The organism is Bellilinea caldifistulae, assembly GCF_001306055.1.
Lineage (GTDB): Bacteria > Chloroflexota > Anaerolineae > Anaerolineales > Anaerolineaceae > Bellilinea > Bellilinea caldifistulae.
In genome coordinates, this window is record NZ_LGHJ01000014.1 from 1 (window position 1) to 15,852 (window position 15,852).

A 15,852-nucleotide genomic window follows, 5' to 3' on the forward strand; every position below is an offset into this window, starting at 1 on the left:
ATGATCCTTTGCCGGTTTCTTCGAAACGCTGCTTTTCCATCCCGCTGATCTCCAAAGTGGTTTGGTTCGATTGTATTAAGGTTTTCCCCTTTTCGTCAATCCCAGTTGTTTGTTTTTCAACAATCTCTGGATTGAAAGTTTGGGTTGTTTTCTGCTTTAATAGAGCAATTGAAGAACCCGAATCTTACGCTTTACATATAAGCCGGTATAATTCGGTTATGATGGAAGAGCGTCGGACTAATCAGGAATGGCTGGCAAATTTACGTGCCTCCGGAGAGATTCAGGCGACGGCAATTCAGGATCTGAGCGAAATCATTCGCAAAGGATTGTTGAGTGGTTTGAGCAGATATCTGGCCAATGATCCAGCCCGCATTGAAAGTTTGATCGAGGAAGTAACCCAGGAAGCTGTTTTGCGGGTTTTGAAATATCTGGATACCTTTGAGGGACGCAGCCAATTTACGACATGGGTTTATAAGATTGCCATTCGACTGGCTTTTTCAGAATTGAGAAAAGGCCAATGGAAGAATGTTTCCCTTGAAGAGAATCTCGAACCGGATGACGGGGAAATCCGGTCTGTTTCCCCAAAAGAACTGGCTGAACCGTCATTCAGCCCTGAAGTGGTAACCGAACAGCGCGAGGTGATCCGTTTCCTGTGGCAAATCGTTCATCAAGGCCTGACCCGTCATCAACGCCAAGCCTTTGTCGCCGTCATCATCAGGGGAATACCGATGGAAGTGGTGGCTGAAAAAATGGGGATGCAGCGCAATGCCCTGTATAAATTGCTGCACGATGCCAGAAAACATCTCAAGCAACATCTTCTTGACGCCGGTTATTCCGTTGAAGAGATATTTTCAATCTTTGGTTTGGAGCAAAAGTAAGAATCGGTAGTAGAATCTTTCCAATGAGTCAATGATGATGTTAAATTCGATCCTTGGTTTTTTGAAAAAAATTTTCAGGTCACCTGCCGGCAAGACCCGCAAGCAGATGTCTGTTTCACTGACGGAAGCCAAAATGATGGCAGAAATGATCGCCGCCACCCAAGAGGTGGAATTAACCTGTGACGAAGTTTTTGACTTATTGGATCAGTTCACCGAGATGGCCGTGCAGGGGGAGGATGTGGCTCACTTAATGCCGCTGGTGCACCGTCATCTGGAGATGTGCCCGGAGTGCCGCGAGGAGTACGAGACGCTGCGGAGTATACTCGAAGCCAGATTGAATTAGGGCATGGACACGCGGGTATCCGGGCGAAAAGCTGCCCATGAAAACCAGAGGTGATTAATGGAAATGACTGGGGTCAACTGGCTGCCAGCCAGGCCACTCCCACCAACCCCGGCCCGGCGTGAGCGCCGATGACCGGCGTCATTTCGGTGATGTAGAGTTCGGTTGGGTTTAATTTATCTTGCAGGATTTGCGCCATTTGTTCTGCACAGGCCGCATCATCCGCGTGGAAGCAGATCAGCACACTGCCTTTGGCTTTAAGATTTTTTTCCAGCCAGGTCACCATGCGTTCGATTGCCTTTCGGCGGGTACGTTCCATCCCTTCCAGTCGAATCTGGCCATCGCGCAGGGTGAGAATGGGGTACACCCGCAGAGCCGCGTTGAGGAGCGGACGAATGGCATTGACCCGTCCGCTGTGTTCCACGAAGGAGAGGGTATCCAGCACCCCGATCATCCCAACCTGCTGACGGGCTTCGTTAAGCGCGGTTTTAATTTTTTCCAAAGAAGCTCCCTGCCGGGCAAGACGGGCTGCCAAAATCGCCATCAAACCCTGTGCCGGGCCGGCAACCCCGCAGTCAACCACCTCGACTTTCAACTGTTCCGCCAGTTGTTCGGCGGCTAAACGGGCAGAGTTGTAGCATTGAGTCAGGTCGGCAGGCGGAGTCAGCACCAGCGCAGCCGAAGCTTTGCCGTCCAATGCCTGCATGGCGCTGAGAAATTCACCGGGGGAGGGGGCTGCTGTGGTGGGGCGGGTGTGGGTGGTGCGTAGGGTTTGATAGTATGCCCGCCGGTCAATGGTCTCATCATCGGGCAGAGCCTTTCCGTCCAGGATCAAACTCATAGGAATAATGTGGATGCCTTCCCGCTTTGCCAGTTCATCCGGCAGAGAGGCGATGCTGTCGGTAAAAATAGCCGGTGCAGTCTTGGCCAGCGGACGGGGGGAATAAGCCGGGAATAAATCCACCAGAATTTGCCGTTTGTCGCTCAGTTTCAGCCAACGCGGCAGCAAGCGCGGAATGGAACACACCGCCGTGGTGAACGCCATGATCAACGGCGACCAGATGACCAACGGATGCAGGTCGCGCAGGTAGTTCAAGTAGATAAGCAAAGGAAAGGCAACCAGGGTTGCCAGAATACCGCTACCCAGCGTCGCAAAGTAAACCAATCCATAAACCGGTAAGGCGATCAAAGTTGGAGCGGGGGTCAATGCCAGCAGCCCGCCTAATGAAGTGGCCAGCCCGCGCCCGCCTTTGAAACGGAAGTAAACCGGGTAGTTGTGCCCCACAACGGCGGCTACCACACAAAAGACGGCACAACCTTCACCCAGCAGAAGGATGCGGGCGACTACTACCGGCAGGCTTCCTTTGGCAATGTCCAGTAAGGCAACAAATGCAGCGGGAACTAATCCCACTGAACGAGCCACATTGGCTGTACCTGCGTTTCCATCCCCCAGCGAACGGATGTCGGTTCTCTTCCACAATCGGGTGATCAAAACTGCTGAAGAAACCGACCCCAGCAAATAACTGAAAATCATGGCGAGCACACACTGCAACATCGGTCCACCTCCTTCCTGTGTTTTACCTGAGGAGAAGCCGGGCTCAATGCGGTTGCTCGAAATCCTTAATTCGATTGTAACAAATAAATGTTGGACGAAAATTAACGATTGAGAGAAACCCTTTCAGGGCAAGGTTGAATCGAAGCCTTGCGGGTAAACCGGGGCAAAAATGGGATGTACGCTCTCGGCGCGGTAGTTTGCCTGCCGTGAGGATTGGATGGCGGGCAGTGTAGAGGCCGAGGCAGGATAGATCGGCGAAAAAACCAGCACCAGCAGGGTGGTGGTGAGGATGGCTGCAATCATCAGGGTCAGAATTAATTGCAGGGTCAGCCGGACAAATGGGGTGGGGGAAGCCGTCATTATTTTCATTTATAAGGTGACTTCTACCTGAGGGATTTCTCGCGGGGCAGATAGACGATAAACCATCACTCGTTCCAGTTTTCCCTTTACCGAGTGCAGTCCCAGGGGCTCCAGGGTAAAACGCTGCTGATTTTCTTCCAATGCGGTGAAAGTGGCGTGTCCGATGACGGCCCCGGTTCCTTTGATCAACTGGCGGGTGAGGGCTTCAAGCCGCTGGGCGGTGTTGACCGTATCGCCGATGATGGTGTAGTGCAGACGGTCTTTTGCGCCTAAACCGCCGGCGATGACCACTCCCGTGTTAATGCCGATACCAGTAATCAGGGGCGGGTCACCGCGCTGCTCGCGGATGCGGTTGAGTTCGTCAATGGCGGTGGTCATCTCCACGGCTGCCTGACAGGCCGCCAGCGCACTCTTTTTGGGGCTGAGCATACGCGGCAGAATCCCGAAGAATGCCAGCATGGCATCCCCATCAAATTTGTTGACCACCCCGCCGTGCTTGACAATGATTGGCACAATGCGGTCAAAATACTCATTGAGCCAGTTCATCACCCGTGCCGGGTCGGCCTGTTCACTCAGGGTGGTAAACCCGCGAATGTCGCTGATGAGTACGGTGGCAACGGCTTGCTGGCCTTCCAGGCGCACATTTCCGGAGCCGAAGGTCTGGCGCAGCTGCTCGCGCACCTCCGGCGAAACCGTCCGTCCCAGCAGGTCGCGGTAGATGAAACCTTCCTGCAAGCCGGCAATCATCGCGTTGAAGGCGTGCGCCAGAACGGACAACTCATCGTTCCCGTCCACACTGACTTTGACCCCTAAATTTCCCTGAGCGACCTGTGAGGTGGCCCGCACCAGCCGTAACAAGGGGCGAGTGATCAGGTTGGCTAAATAAATCCCCACCAGAATCACCAGCAGGATCGAAATGGTGATCAGCAAAAAGACCTGCAAACGGGTGATCTGGCTGGTGCGCACCAGAAAAGCCTGGGGCAGTGCCACACCCAGCACCCCCAGATCTTCTCCGCTGCGCGCTTCCCACGCCCCAAGCAGCTCGGTGTAGTTGATACCGTTGATGTCCAGCGGCCGCGACTTGCTGGCCTGATCCTGAGTTTGCAGCACTTCTAAAGCCAGTGCCGGATCGAGAGTGGGCTGAAAAGCGGGGAATGTGGAAGCAATCCGGCGTCCGTTGAGGGTGTAGAGGGTGGTGTCGCTGAGGGTGTCCAGTTTCATCTCTCGCACCAGCGAGGCGGCCGACTTCCCGATCAGCACCACTCCCCTCAATTGACCCTCGGTGTCCAAAATCGGCCCGCTGATGTAAAAATAATCCCCCCACGGTGCCTGAACAAAGGCGGCAAACTTGTCGCCGCGGGCATCCTGTTCACGGCGTAAGACCCGCTGGACGAACGGTTGCTGGCTGAAAAATGGGTCATCCCGCGAATAGGTGTATTCACCGCGGGGTGCATCGGGCGGTCGGCGGGCAGAGAAGACCGATACCCCTTGGGTGTCCAAGATTTCGATGGCCTCCTCATTACTATTGAGGGCTAACGGCAGACTGAGCAGGCGCAGTTGTTCGGCATCACCCGCCTGAATGGCTTCGGCAACTCCCTGGGTATTGGCGATCAGGCGCAGAGTAGCCAGCAGGCGGTCTTCTTCGCGCACCATCCAGTCGGTCGTTTGCCGTCCGGCTGCCACCAGTTGATTGAAGAAGCGGTCCTGCACCGATTCGATCACCACCTGCGTAATGATATAAGCCGAGGCCAGCGCAAATAACAATGCAAGGATCAGGTACGGGAGGGTGATTTTGAGCCTAACCGGCACCTTAACCGCCGGCGGTTGCCCTACGGGCAGCGCAACCGCGGCTGGCTGTTGGCGGGGCTGGGTAGGCACATCCACGGATTCGAGACGCCGTAATGCCTGTTCGATCCAGCGCGCCTGAAACGGCTGGCGCAGGAACACGTGAAAACCGTTCGATTTTGCCAGCATCTCGCGCTGGACATCTGGATACTGGTTGGTGAGAATGACTTTGACCTTTGGATCGGTGGCTTGAATGCGGCGCAGAAATTCCAGCCAGCCCTCACCGGGAAAGTGCAGATCCAGCAAAATCAGGTGGGGTTTGATTTGCTTGAAGAGCGCTTCGGCCTGTCCAATTTCCCACGCCTCCCATACTTGATCGCCCCGGCTGCGAAAGTGGCGAGTCAATAACTGAGCTGGCTGAGCTTGCTGTTGAACAATGAGGACTCGCTGGGCAGGCATTGATCCTCAGGAAGATGGGCTTATGACAGGTATTCTCGCAGGTGACGGCTACGGGTGGGGTGGCGGAGTTTGCGAAGCGCTTTGGCTTCAATCTGACGGATGCGTTCGCGGGTTACATTGAAGTAGCGGCTGACTTCTTCAAGGGTGTGATCTTTGCCGTCAATCAAGCCGAAGCGCAGTTCCAGTACCTGTCGTTCACGTTCGGAAAGCGCCCCCAGAGCGTTTTGTACCTGTTCGCGCAGCATCTCGCGGGCGGCAGCGTCCATCGGCTCCATCGCATCGTCGTCTTCGATGAAATCCCCCAATTGGCTGCTGTCCTCGTCCCCAACCGGCCGTTCCAGCGAGACGGGCTCTTCCGCCGATTGCAGAATGCGCTGGACTTTGGCGGCTGCCCAGTTCCAGCGGCGCTGCACTTCGGGGTCAAGCGGGAGATTGGCGGCCTGGGCTTTTTTGATGAGACTGACGTCCTCGTCACTCAGAAAGCCGCCCTCCAACGCCAGTTCTTCGTTGGTCGGTTCGCGCCCCAATTTTTGGACAAGGCTGCGCTGAACGCGCAGCAATCGGGTGATGGCTTCGAAAAGATGGACCGGGATGCGGATGGTGCGGGCCTGTTCGGCAATGTAGCGGCTGATGGACTGGCGTATCCACCAGGTTGCGTAAGTGCTGAACTTGAAACCTCGGGTTGGGTCAAACTTGTTGACCGCCCGCAGCAGCCCTAAATTACCTTCCTGAATCAGGTCAAGGAAGGTGATTCCCCGTCCCAGATAACGTTTGGCAATACTGACCACCAGCCGCAAGTTGGCCCGAATCAGGGTCTGGTTGGCTTCTTCGGCGAGTTCCTGAATGTTCTGGATTTCTTTTTCAAGGTCAACCTTAACCAGCCGGGCTTCAAAGAAGTCAATTCCCGGCAGGTCTTCGCCTTTTTGCAGAATCTCAAAAAGTTCCTGCGCCAGTTCCGCCGGCAGCAGGTAAAGACACAGATACAGGGTGAAGGCGTTGCGCACCAGTCCATCCCAAAGCGAGTCCTTTCCCCATAAACCGTTATCCAGGAAAGAGCGCATGTAGGAAGGCGTATCGGACTGCCAGGACTGGCGCAGGGCCTGCGCTTCCAGCAAAATCAGGCCCAAATCGGGTATCCCTTCGCTGCTCAGGCGGTTGACATCCTGTTTAAAACGTTCCCACGAGGTATACAGGTCTTCAACAACGGCCAGATATAACTGTAAATTGGGGTCCATGGCCGGATTTTTGCCGTCCAGATGGCGGCGCAGGGTTTGCAGGTACTGACGGGCTTCAATACGGGCCGCCAGCCGAAATTCGCTGTCGGCGTCCAGCAGATTGATTTGCCCAATCTCTTTGAGGTACAGGCGAACCGGATCTTCGGAAAGTTCAACCGCTAAAGCCGGATCTTCCAGAATTTCCAGGGGGTCTTCCAGGGGAACTTCGGCTTCGACCCATTCTTCGGCAGGGACGAGCGGCAAGACCTCTTCCATATCATCGTTGAGTACAGCGCTGAGGTCAGCGGTTTCCAAATTACCCGCAGCCGCTAAATTCAGCGGATCCAGTAATTCACCGCTCGATTCGGGAGGGGATGCCTCGCCGCTTTTCCTGGCGGGGCGTTTTTTGCCGGTGGATGGGGAAGGAGGTTGGTTTTTTTTCGGGGTGCGAGCCATGGTTAATAATATACCATAAAAAGAAAAAATCTCTTTTTCTATTCCACTTCGCCAACTTTTGCAAGGGCTTTTTCCAGACGGTTGCGGGCTTGCAGGTAATCTGGGATCAGTTCCAGATAGGGAGAAATGGCCGATGTGCTTTGTTCCTGTAAGTCTTGCTGCAAAAAACGCATTTGCAGCAGATTTTCATTGATGCGGATCAAGCGGAGCATTAAGAAGGTGCGCAATAAATCTTCCGTGGTTTGATTGGCTTTGGGTTCACCGAATGGGAGTGGTTGTTGTAGGTCCTCCAGCAGGGATTTCAGTTCGGGCGGACAAATTTGATTAAGAAAGGTGGTTGGCTCCATTTGATCCTGTGCAAGCGATTGAAGCACAAGCGCAGCCAAACTCTGATGTTCGCCCAATTCAAAATCCAGCGCCGAAAAGCGGCTCAGGCCGTTGGCTTGCAGGTGTCGGTCGAGCGTGTAAAGCGCTTCCGGGTTGCGCACCAGCAGCCGCAGACAGTGCTTTTCCATCTCATGCGCCCGCCGCTCCGGTTGAGTTTCCTGTAATGGAGCGGGTCTTTCGGGGCGGGGCTGACGCGGGCGGGCCGGCGCTTTGCGGGTGACAGACCCGGATGACGGCGAGATGGTCTGCAAGGCGCGTTCGTCAATTTTCAGTAAGCGCGCCAATCGCTGGCGGTAGGCATCGCGCTCAATCGCATCCGGTACATCGTTGATTAAAGTTAACACCTGTCGGGCAATTTCGCTTTTCGCCTTAGGGTCATCCATCTCACGGCTGGCCGCCAGCGATTCCATGACATGAATGACCACCGGCCGGGCGTTGGCGACAATTTGCTCCCATTGGTGAGGGTCATGAAGGACGACATCATCCGGGTCTTTACCGGCGGGTAAAGTGGTGACGCGCAAATCGGCCTGTAAACGGGCTTCGTGGCGCAGTAAACCGCGCGCATCGAAGACGACCTCATCCTGATGATCAAATGCCTGACGGGCAACTTCCAGCCCACGCAAAGTTGCCTTTTCGCCGGCGGCGTCTGCATCCAGCGCCAGCACAATCCGGCGGGTAAAGCGTTTGAGCAGGCGCAGCTGGTCTTCGCTGAGGGCAGTTCCCATTGGCGAAACGGCATTGGTGAATCCGGCCTGATGCAGGGCGATCACGTCCAGATAGCCCTCGACAATCACAGCCTGATCCTGGGCGCGGATGGACTTGCGCGCCAGATGAAGTCCGTAAAGCAGGCGGCCTTTGTCGAAAAGCGGGGTTTGCGGTGAGTTGAGGAATTTGGGCTGATCTTCGGCGCGCAGAACCCGCCCCCCGAAACCGGTGATTTTTCCGCTCATATCGCGGATGGGGAACATGATTCGGTGGCGGAAGCGGTCATAACCGCTACCGTCTTGCCGTTCGGTCAGCAGGCCGGCCTCGCGGATTTCTTCAAAGGTGTATCCTTTACCGCGCAGGTAGTTCAAAGCTGCGTCCCATGAGTCAGGAGCGTACCCCAGTTCGAAAATCTCCGTGGTTTGGGGCTGAATGCCGCGTTGCTGCAAGTAAGCCATCGCCTGATTGCCGGCGGGGGTATTGAGTAATTGATGGCGGTAGTACACCACCGCTTCTTCCAGCAGGCTGCATAACCGGTCGTACTCTTCGGCTTGGGCCTGCTGCTGGGGAGATGGCGTTTCGAGTGTAACACCGGCACGCTCGGCCAGATAGCGGAGCGTTTCGCTGAAATCCCAGCCTTCTTTTTTCATGACAAAGCGGAAAATATCGCCGCCTTCGTTGCATTGACCGAAACAGCGCCATGTCCCTGAATCGGGGAAGACGACAAAAGCGGGGGTGCGGGTATTGGTGTGAAATGGACAAAAGCCAATGTAGTTCTTTCCCGTCCGGCGCAGTTTGACTGTTTCCGAGACCAGTTCCACGATGTCAATTCGGGCTTTGATTTCATCAATCGCGCTCATAATTTGATTTTAACGGTGAATCCCGCTGTGGTTAAGAAAATAACCATAGACATTCCTTGCAAATTGTTAATTCGCTATAAGGTCTTCTTTTATATAATAAAGCTATATCTTTGTCTTTTTTCGCTATTATTCAGGGGAGCAAAAATGAAACGAGAAAACGGAGGTCAGGGGCTGGTTGAGTATGCGTTGATTATGTTGCTGGTTGCGCTGGCGGTGATTGTCATTCTGGCCCTTCTGGGGCCGACGATTGGCAGTTTGTTCAGCAATATCATCCCCCTCATTTGACGCATTGCTCATTCCGTACTCAATTTTTTTTCACCAGCCGGAGGATTATTTCGGAGGGTATTGTTTTAAGGCGAGCTTTAAGCGGTCTGCGCCTTTCCTGAGTGTGTATGACAAAACCGGAAAGGCGCAGGCTCAATCACTGATTTTTGAGAATTTAGAAGCCTTCCAGACGTGAGAAGTCAGCCACGCCGCGTGCCAATCCGGCAATCCGTTGTAACATCCCCAGACGGTTGGCGCGTTGAACAGCATCCTCCGACATCACCAGCACTTCGTCAAAGAAGTGGTTGATCACCGGAATCATGGGCAGGAAGACGTTAAAGAAATCCTCAACCGAGCCGCTGCGGCGCGGGGTGGTTTCGGCTTGCAGCAGGGCGCTGAGCAAGGCCTTTTCGGCGTCCTCAACCAGCGCGTCTGGTTCGATGGAGAAAGTTTCCTGCTGATCGCGGGTGATGCGTACACAACGGGCGTAGGCCGGTAAAATCCGGTTCCAATCCTCGCGCTGCACCCATTGCTGCAGTTGCTGAACAGCGCGGAAAGCGGCCGCCGGATTGTGACCCTGCTCTGCCAGCACGGCGGCAATCACATCGTAGCGATAGCCTTCTTCCAGCAGGTAGCTTTGCAAGCGCCCGATGATGAACTCCAGACAGGTTTGCAGGCTTTCGGGACTGGCGGGGATGGGCAGTCCCTTGGCGGCGGCTTGTAGCCCGGCTCGCAGGTCAAAATCCAGATTCCAGTGAATCAGGTTTTGTACCAATCCCAGGGCAGCCCGACGCTGAGCAAAGGGGTCTTTGGTTCCGGAAGGGGCTAATCCGGCAGCAAACAGTCCGGCGAGCGTGTCCAGCCGGTCGGCCATACCGACCAGCAGGCCAGCCGGCGATTGCGGATAATCGTCCCCGGCGTAGCGCGGTAGGTACGATTCAAAGATGGCCTGGGCAACGGCGGGAGACTCGCCGCTGTGCAGCGCGTAATAGCGTCCCATCAGCCCTTGCAGGCTGGTCATTTCGATGACCATGTTGGTGACCAGGTCGGCTTTGCACAGGTGAGCGGCACGGCGAGCGGCAGCTGCCTGTTCGTCCTTCAATCCGACTGTGGAAATCAATTGCTCCACCAGCCTTTCGATCCGCTGGGTTTTATCCAGCATCGAACCCAGTTTGACTTGAAAAGTGAGGGTGTGCAGGCGGGGCAGGAAGGCTTCCAGCGGTTGTTTCAGGTCTTCCTGAATGAAAAAGGCTGCATCGGCAAAGCGGGCGCGGATGACCTGCTCGTTGCCGTCCACCACCACTTCCTTAAAACGTTCATCCCCATTGCGGATGACGATAAAGTAAGGTAAGAGACTGCCATCCGTTTTGTAAACCGGGAAGTAACGCTGGTACTTCTTCATCACCGAAATCAGCACTTCTGCCGGTAATTGGAGATGGGCTTCGTCGAATGACCCGCGCAATGCGGCAGGCGCTTCCACCAGACCGGTGACTTCGTCCAGCAGGTTTTCATCCAGATGAGCCGGGTCTCCCCCGCATTCGGCAATCAATTGCTCCGCCTGTCGGCGGATGCTGGCGCGCCGTTCCTGCGGGTCGAGCAGGATACCCTGACTGGCGAGGAACTCCAAATAGGCCGAAACGCCGGTGATTTCGGTGGTTTCCGGCTGGCGAAAGCGCAGCCCGCGGGTCTGGTTGCCGCTGGTCAAACCGGCATACTGGAACGGGATGACCTGATCATCCAACAATGCCAGCAGCCAGCGGATGGGGCGGGAAAAACTCACCCCGGATTGGTTCCAGCGCATGGATTTGGTGAAACTGAGTGAGTCAATCAACGGGGGTAGAGCGGGGGCCAGAACTTCAACGGCCGGCTTACCGGCTTCAAAGACGCGCGCAATGGCATATTGACCGCCGTCCATTTCCGCTACCTGCAATTGACTGACATCCAGACCGCGGCTGCGGGCAAACCCGATGGCGGCCGGGGTGGGGTTGCCGTTTTGATCAAAAGCGCGCTGAGCAGGCGGCCCTTTGACCACTGTTTCGCGGTCAGTTTGACGGTCTGCCAGATCCTCCACAATGACGGTTAAACGGCGCGGTGTACCCAGAACATGCACCTTGCCGTGGGTCAGGCGTAATTCTTCCAGCAATTGCGGAACGCGCTGCTGCAATTGGCTCAGGGCATCCTCCAAATCGCCGGCGGGAAGTTCCTCTGTGCCGATTTCCAGCAGGAAGCTGGCCGGCCGGCTGAGAGGACGGGGTGCAGCGGAGGGGGCTGCCGCAATGTCAGCCGAAGAGGGCTGGCTTTTGCCGGTTAGCATGGGGTATCCAAGCCGTTCGCGCTGTTCCAGATAGGCGCGCGCCACTTTGGCCGAAAGGTCACGCATGCGCGCGAACATGGCAGCTCGCTCGGTCACGCCGACCGCCCCGCGGGTATCCAGGATATTGAAGGTGTGGGAGCATTTCAGCACATAATCATGGGCGGGAAGAACCAACCCGTGTTCGAGTGCGTTGAGCGCTTCGGCTTCGAACAGGCTCATCATCTGGCGTGCCCGTTCGACATCGGCGATTTCGAAGTAGTACTTGCTGTGTTCCTGTTCGCCCTGCAGATTCACATCCCCATAAGTGCGTTCCGGGCTCCAGCGAATATCGCGGAAATTACGCACTTTTTGCAGCGCCATGGCAATTCGTTCCAGCCCGTAGGTAATTTCCACCGAAACCGGATCCAGCACAATTCCGCCGGCCTGCTGGAAGTAAGTGAACTGGGTGATTTCCTGCCCATCCAGCCAGACTTCCCAACCCAGCCCCCAGGCGCCCAGCGCCGGGGATTCCCAGTTATCCTCGACGAAGCGGATATCGTGTTGATCGGGATCAATGCCCAGCGCTTGCAGAGATTGGAGGTAAATCTCCTGCGGGTTGCCGGGGTCTGGTTTGAGGATGACCTGGAACTGGTAGTGCTGCTGCAAGCGGTTGGGGTTTTCGCCGTAGCGCCCATCGTCCGGGCGGACGGATGGTTCGACATAGGCTACTTTCCAGGGCTCCGGGCCGAGAACCCGCAGAAAAGTTGCCGGGTTGTAGGTACCGGCACCGACCTGTGTGTAATAGGGTTGCCAGATCAGGCAACCCTGTTCGGCCCAAAAGCGCTGCAAATTCATGATGATGGTTTGGAAATCGAGCGGTTCAGACATGCGCACTCCACAAAACGGGTTGAGATTGCCAACCGATTATACTACGGATGAGAATTGATTTGTCAGCAGCCGAAAATTGCACTACAATCGAAGATGCTATGGCATTTCGAGATCTGGTCATCCAAAGCCAGTTGATCCCGCCGCTGCCGCGCAAAGCCATACTCCCCCGTCCCCGGATTCGTTCGTTGCTGCAACGCGCCCTGCAGCATCCCTTGACCTTGCTGTTGGCCGGTACGGGTTACGGAAAGTCCACCGCCTTGCTCGATTTGAGCCAGGAAGGCCGGCGCATCTTCTGGTACACCGTCAACGAGCCGGAGCGTGATCCACTGTTGTTTCTGGTTCATCTGATCAATGCCTTTGCTCAGCAAAATGAAGAATACGGGCGAGATGCTTTGCGCTACCTGGAAGAACATAACGGCCGGGCGGTGCCTTCGGCATTGACGCCGCTTTTGAACGCTTTGACTGCCCACCTGTTGGAAGATGGCGTGCTGGTGATGGATGATTATCACTGGGTGCACGACGTGCCGGAAATTGCTGCGCTGGTACGTCATCTGATTCAATACCGTCCACCGCGCTTGCAGGTGGTCATCGCAACCCGGACAATGCCGGATAATCTGGACTTGAACCGCTGGCGGGTCAAGGGTGAATTGAGTGTGGTGACGCATAGCGATCTGGCATTTACAGCCGAAGAAATTGAAGCCCTTTTTCGCGAGGGATATGGCTTTCCGATTACCTCTCAGCAGGCTGCCCGCCTTGCACAAGAAACCGAGGGGTGGGCGCTGGTGCTGCAAATGATCTGGCAAAGTGTCCAGCGTCGGCCTTCCGCTTCGTTGGATCAGGTGCTGGAAAATTTGCCGGAAACTCTGGAAAGTTTGTTTGACTATCTGGCGCCGGAGGTGCTTGCCCGCCAGCCGCAGGACATTCAGCAATTTTTGATAGACACCTCCATTTTGCGTCAGCTGGAAGGCGAGATTTGCGATGGATTATTAGGTATCGAAGATAGTGCAGCCCTGTTGCGGCGGTTGTACGAGAGCGGAATGTTCATTGAGGCGGCCGGCGGACAGGTTTACCGTTACCAGCGGCTTTTTCAGGAGTTTTTACAAACCCGCCTGAATCAGCAGCCTGCCGAAGCACGCGCTTTACACCTGCGCGCCGCAACCCTCTACCTGGATCGAAAGCGCTCCGAAGAAGCCATCTACCACCTGCTCAAAGCCGGTGAGGCTGCTTTTGCGGCGGATGTCATTGAACAGATCGGCATGGGGTTGATTCGCAGCGGACGGCTGGAAAGTTTGCAATACTACCTCAGCCGTTTGCCAGCCGAGTTGAAGGCCGAGCGGCCGTTGCTTCAATTGCTGCTGGGAGACCTTCATCGTTTGCGTGCCGATTTTGAACCTTCATTGCTGCATTTCCGCGCTGCCGAGCAACTCTACCGTCAGCAGGGGGATCGCTGGGGCTGCAGCCGGGCATTGCGCGGCCAGGCTCAGGTCTTTCTGGATACTATCCGTCCGTTACAAGCCGATGCCCTGCTGGAAGAAGCCCTACGTTTGCTGGAACCGCAAGAGCACCGCGAAGAAGTTGCTGCCTTGCTGGATCAACTGGCGGAGAACAAACTGAACCTCGGTAAGCCGGATGAGGCCCGCGTGCTGCATCGAGAAGCTCAGTTGCTGCGTGCCGAGACCAGCCCGAACGATGTGTATCTGGAAGGGCGCGCTCTGCTGCGTACCGGCCGACTGATCGAGGCCCGTCAGTTGATGTTGAATCAGGCTGCTGAGGAAAGACGCCATGAGGCACAGCGCGCCCAACGGTTTCACCGTGAAACGCTGCTGCTGCTTTCGTTGATTTGTTCAATGCTGGGCAGCGCAGAAGAAGCCGAGCGTTACGCCCGCGAGGGAATTGCCATCGGCAAGCGTTTGCAATCCGAGTTTGTTGAAGCCGTAGGTTTGATCCGCCTGGGACATGCCTTGCAGGTGGGCCATGTTCAGCCGTGGGGTGAGCCCTCTCTTCGGAAAGCCATTGATTTATATCGGCGAGCCATTGAATTAATGCACCCTTTCAAAGTGGCGCGGGTGGGCGTGGAACCGCTGTGGGGTCTCACCCGGGGGTTGGGTTACGCAGGAGAGCTGGCAGAAGCCGAGGATTGTGCCCGCCGAGCGCTGGCGATTTCTGAAAAGGCCGGCGATGAGTGGATTGGCAATCTGGTGCGCACCAGTATGGGGGCTTCGTTCGCGCTTGACGGGCAATTTCGTACGGCAAGGGAGTGGCTGGAGCGCGCCGCGCAGGGTTTTGAGTCGGTGCGTGACCGCTTTGGTTGGACGGCTGCCAGGTTGTGGCTGGCGTGGATGGACTGGTACGGCGAGGAGCGCGGCCGGGCTTTGATGGAATTGGAGCAGATTTTAGAGCGACAGGAAGGGCCGGATGCTGCGGTGCTGTTTACCAGCCCAACCCTGCTGGGCTGGAAGGACGAACAGACCCTTGTCCCCATTCTGCTGGCAGCCCGTCGTCAGGGAATTGGCGGAGAATACCTGCTTAAAGTGCTGAACAATTTCTCGATAGAAGGTGACTATCACCCGGCTTACACGCTGTATGTGCGAACGCTGAGTGATTTTGGGGTGTGGCGCGGGGATCAAAAAGTCCACTCCGCTGAGTGGCAGCGCGAAAAAGCCCGCCAGTTGTTTCAATTGTTGATTACCAACCGCCAGCGCTGGCTGCTGCGCGATCAGATTGTTGACCTGCTCTGGCCGGAACTGGATGGTGAATCGGCGGTGCGGGACTTCAAAGTGGCCCTGAATGCGCTTAACCGCACCATTGAGCCGCAGCGTCCCCGCGAGACAGCTCCTTTCTTTGTGCGACGCCAGGAGAATATGTACGGAATCAATCCGCAGGCAAAGGTGGTTGTGGATGCAGATGAATTTGAAAGACTGGCTTCCGAAAGTCTGAGTGATGAAGAAAGTCTGCGTCGGGCGCTTGACCTTTATCAGAATGATTATTTGCACGAATGTTGTTACGAGGATTGGAGCAGTATTGAACGCGAGCGGCTGCGTCAGGTTTACTTCACCGCCGTCCAGCGGCTGGGGGAGTTACTGGGCAGTCAGGGCCGTTGGGATGAGGTGATTGCGGTTTGCAATGCCGCTCTGCTACGCGATCGCACCTGGGAGCCGGCTTACCGCTTGATCATGCAGGCCTACGCTGCCAAAGGCAATCAGGCGCAGGTCATTCAGACCTATCAGCGCTGCTGGAAGATCCTTTGGGACGAAGTGGGGGTTGAACCATCTCTGGAAACGCGTGATTTGTTGCGCCGCCTGACCGCCTGAGCCAGGTTGTGTAACCCTTTTGTAACCATTGCGCTGTATCCTATTCAACAGGGGGCGGTTAATTTACCCTGTCGGCTGGCAGGATTCCAACATCTTT

General features: G+C 55.8%; 10 protein-coding genes. 4 read left to right on the top strand and 6 right to left on the bottom strand.

Annotation, left to right across the window (positions count from 1 at the left end):
* Positions 1 to 218 precede the first annotated feature (218 nt).
* Together AC812_RS08445 and AC812_RS08450 are read left to right on the top strand one after the other, a co-directional pair.
* Positions 219 to 878, top strand: a complete 660-nt coding sequence (locus AC812_RS08445) for an RNA polymerase sigma factor (protein ID WP_114676079.1) — start codon at positions 219 to 221, stop codon at positions 876 to 878.
* Positions 879 to 912: 34 nt separating this feature from the next.
* A complete protein-coding gene (locus tag AC812_RS08450; protein ID WP_061913838.1) occupies positions 913 to 1,221 on the top strand; it encodes an anti-sigma factor in 309 nt (102 codons plus the stop codon).
* 73 nt (positions 1,222 to 1,294) lie between these two features.
* Here AC812_RS08450 and AC812_RS08455 read toward each other — a convergent pair whose 3' ends face one another.
* The 5 genes from AC812_RS08455 to dnaG form a co-directional block, all read right to left on the bottom strand.
* On the bottom strand, positions 1,295 to 2,773 hold the full coding sequence (locus AC812_RS08455) for a glycerol-3-phosphate acyltransferase (protein ID WP_062158864.1): 1,479 nt from the start codon (positions 2,771 to 2,773) through the stop codon (positions 1,295 to 1,297).
* Positions 2,774 to 2,896: 123 nt separating this feature from the next.
* Positions 2,897 to 3,142 carry a hypothetical protein gene (locus AC812_RS08460; RefSeq protein ID WP_061913844.1) on the bottom strand — a complete coding sequence of 82 codons (246 nt, stop codon included), beginning with the start codon at positions 3,140 to 3,142 and terminating at the stop codon, positions 2,897 to 2,899.
* The gene (locus tag AC812_RS08465; RefSeq protein ID WP_061913846.1) at positions 3,143 to 5,377 is read right to left on the bottom strand and encodes a cache domain-containing protein; all 2,235 of its coding nucleotides are present in this window, start codon (positions 5,375 to 5,377) and stop codon (positions 3,143 to 3,145) included. It abuts the gene before it with no gap.
* A gap of 20 nt (positions 5,378 to 5,397) precedes the next feature.
* Positions 5,398 to 7,047, bottom strand: coding sequence for an RNA polymerase sigma factor RpoD/SigA (locus tag AC812_RS18365; protein ID WP_061913847.1), 1,650 nt, complete (start codon positions 7,045 to 7,047; stop codon positions 5,398 to 5,400).
* Between the two features lie 38 nt (positions 7,048 to 7,085).
* A complete protein-coding gene (gene dnaG, locus AC812_RS08475; RefSeq protein ID WP_061913849.1) occupies positions 7,086 to 8,999 on the bottom strand; it encodes a DNA primase in 1,914 nt (637 codons plus the stop codon).
* A gap of 144 nt (positions 9,000 to 9,143) precedes the next feature.
* Here dnaG and AC812_RS17160 point away from each other — a divergent pair, with 144 nt between their 5' ends.
* A complete protein-coding gene (locus AC812_RS17160; RefSeq protein ID WP_082148938.1) occupies positions 9,144 to 9,284 on the top strand; it encodes a Flp family type IVb pilin in 141 nt (46 codons plus the stop codon).
* A 154-nt stretch (positions 9,285 to 9,438) separates the two neighbouring features.
* On the opposite strand, the gene glyS is transcribed toward AC812_RS17160, so the two are convergent.
* Entirely contained in the window at positions 9,439 to 12,444 is a 3,006-nt protein-coding gene (gene glyS, locus AC812_RS08480) for a glycine--tRNA ligase subunit beta (protein ID WP_061913851.1), read from the bottom strand.
* A 98-nt stretch (positions 12,445 to 12,542) separates the two neighbouring features.
* Here glyS and AC812_RS08485 point away from each other — a divergent pair, with 98 nt between their 5' ends.
* Positions 12,543 to 15,755, top strand: coding sequence for an AfsR/SARP family transcriptional regulator (locus tag AC812_RS08485; RefSeq protein ID WP_062158866.1), 3,213 nt, complete (start codon positions 12,543 to 12,545; stop codon positions 15,753 to 15,755).
* Positions 15,756 to 15,852: the final 97 nt, after the last annotated feature.

Coding starts and splice junctions, on each gene's coding strand:
- AC812_RS08445 (WP_114676079.1), top strand. CDS start 219: ATGATGGAAGAGCGTCGGACTAATCAGGAATGGCTGGCAAATTTACGT.
- AC812_RS08450 (WP_061913838.1), top strand. CDS start 913: ATGATGTTAAATTCGATCCTTGGTTTTTTGAAAAAAATTTTCAGGTCA.
- AC812_RS08455 (WP_062158864.1), bottom strand. CDS start 2,773: ATGTTGCAGTGTGTGCTCGCCATGATTTTCAGTTATTTGCTGGGGTCG.
- AC812_RS08460 (WP_061913844.1), bottom strand. CDS start 3,142: ATGAAAATAATGACGGCTTCCCCCACCCCATTTGTCCGGCTGACCCTG.
- AC812_RS08465 (WP_061913846.1), bottom strand. CDS start 5,377: ATGCCTGCCCAGCGAGTCCTCATTGTTCAACAGCAAGCTCAGCCAGCT.
- AC812_RS18365 (WP_061913847.1), bottom strand. CDS start 7,047: ATGGCTCGCACCCCGAAAAAAAACCAACCTCCTTCCCCATCCACCGGC.
- dnaG (WP_061913849.1), bottom strand. CDS start 8,999: ATGAGCGCGATTGATGAAATCAAAGCCCGAATTGACATCGTGGAACTG.
- AC812_RS17160 (WP_082148938.1), top strand. CDS start 9,144: ATGAAACGAGAAAACGGAGGTCAGGGGCTGGTTGAGTATGCGTTGATT.
- glyS (WP_061913851.1), bottom strand. CDS start 12,444: ATGTCTGAACCGCTCGATTTCCAAACCATCATCATGAATTTGCAGCGC.
- AC812_RS08485 (WP_062158866.1), top strand. CDS start 12,543: ATGGCATTTCGAGATCTGGTCATCCAAAGCCAGTTGATCCCGCCGCTG.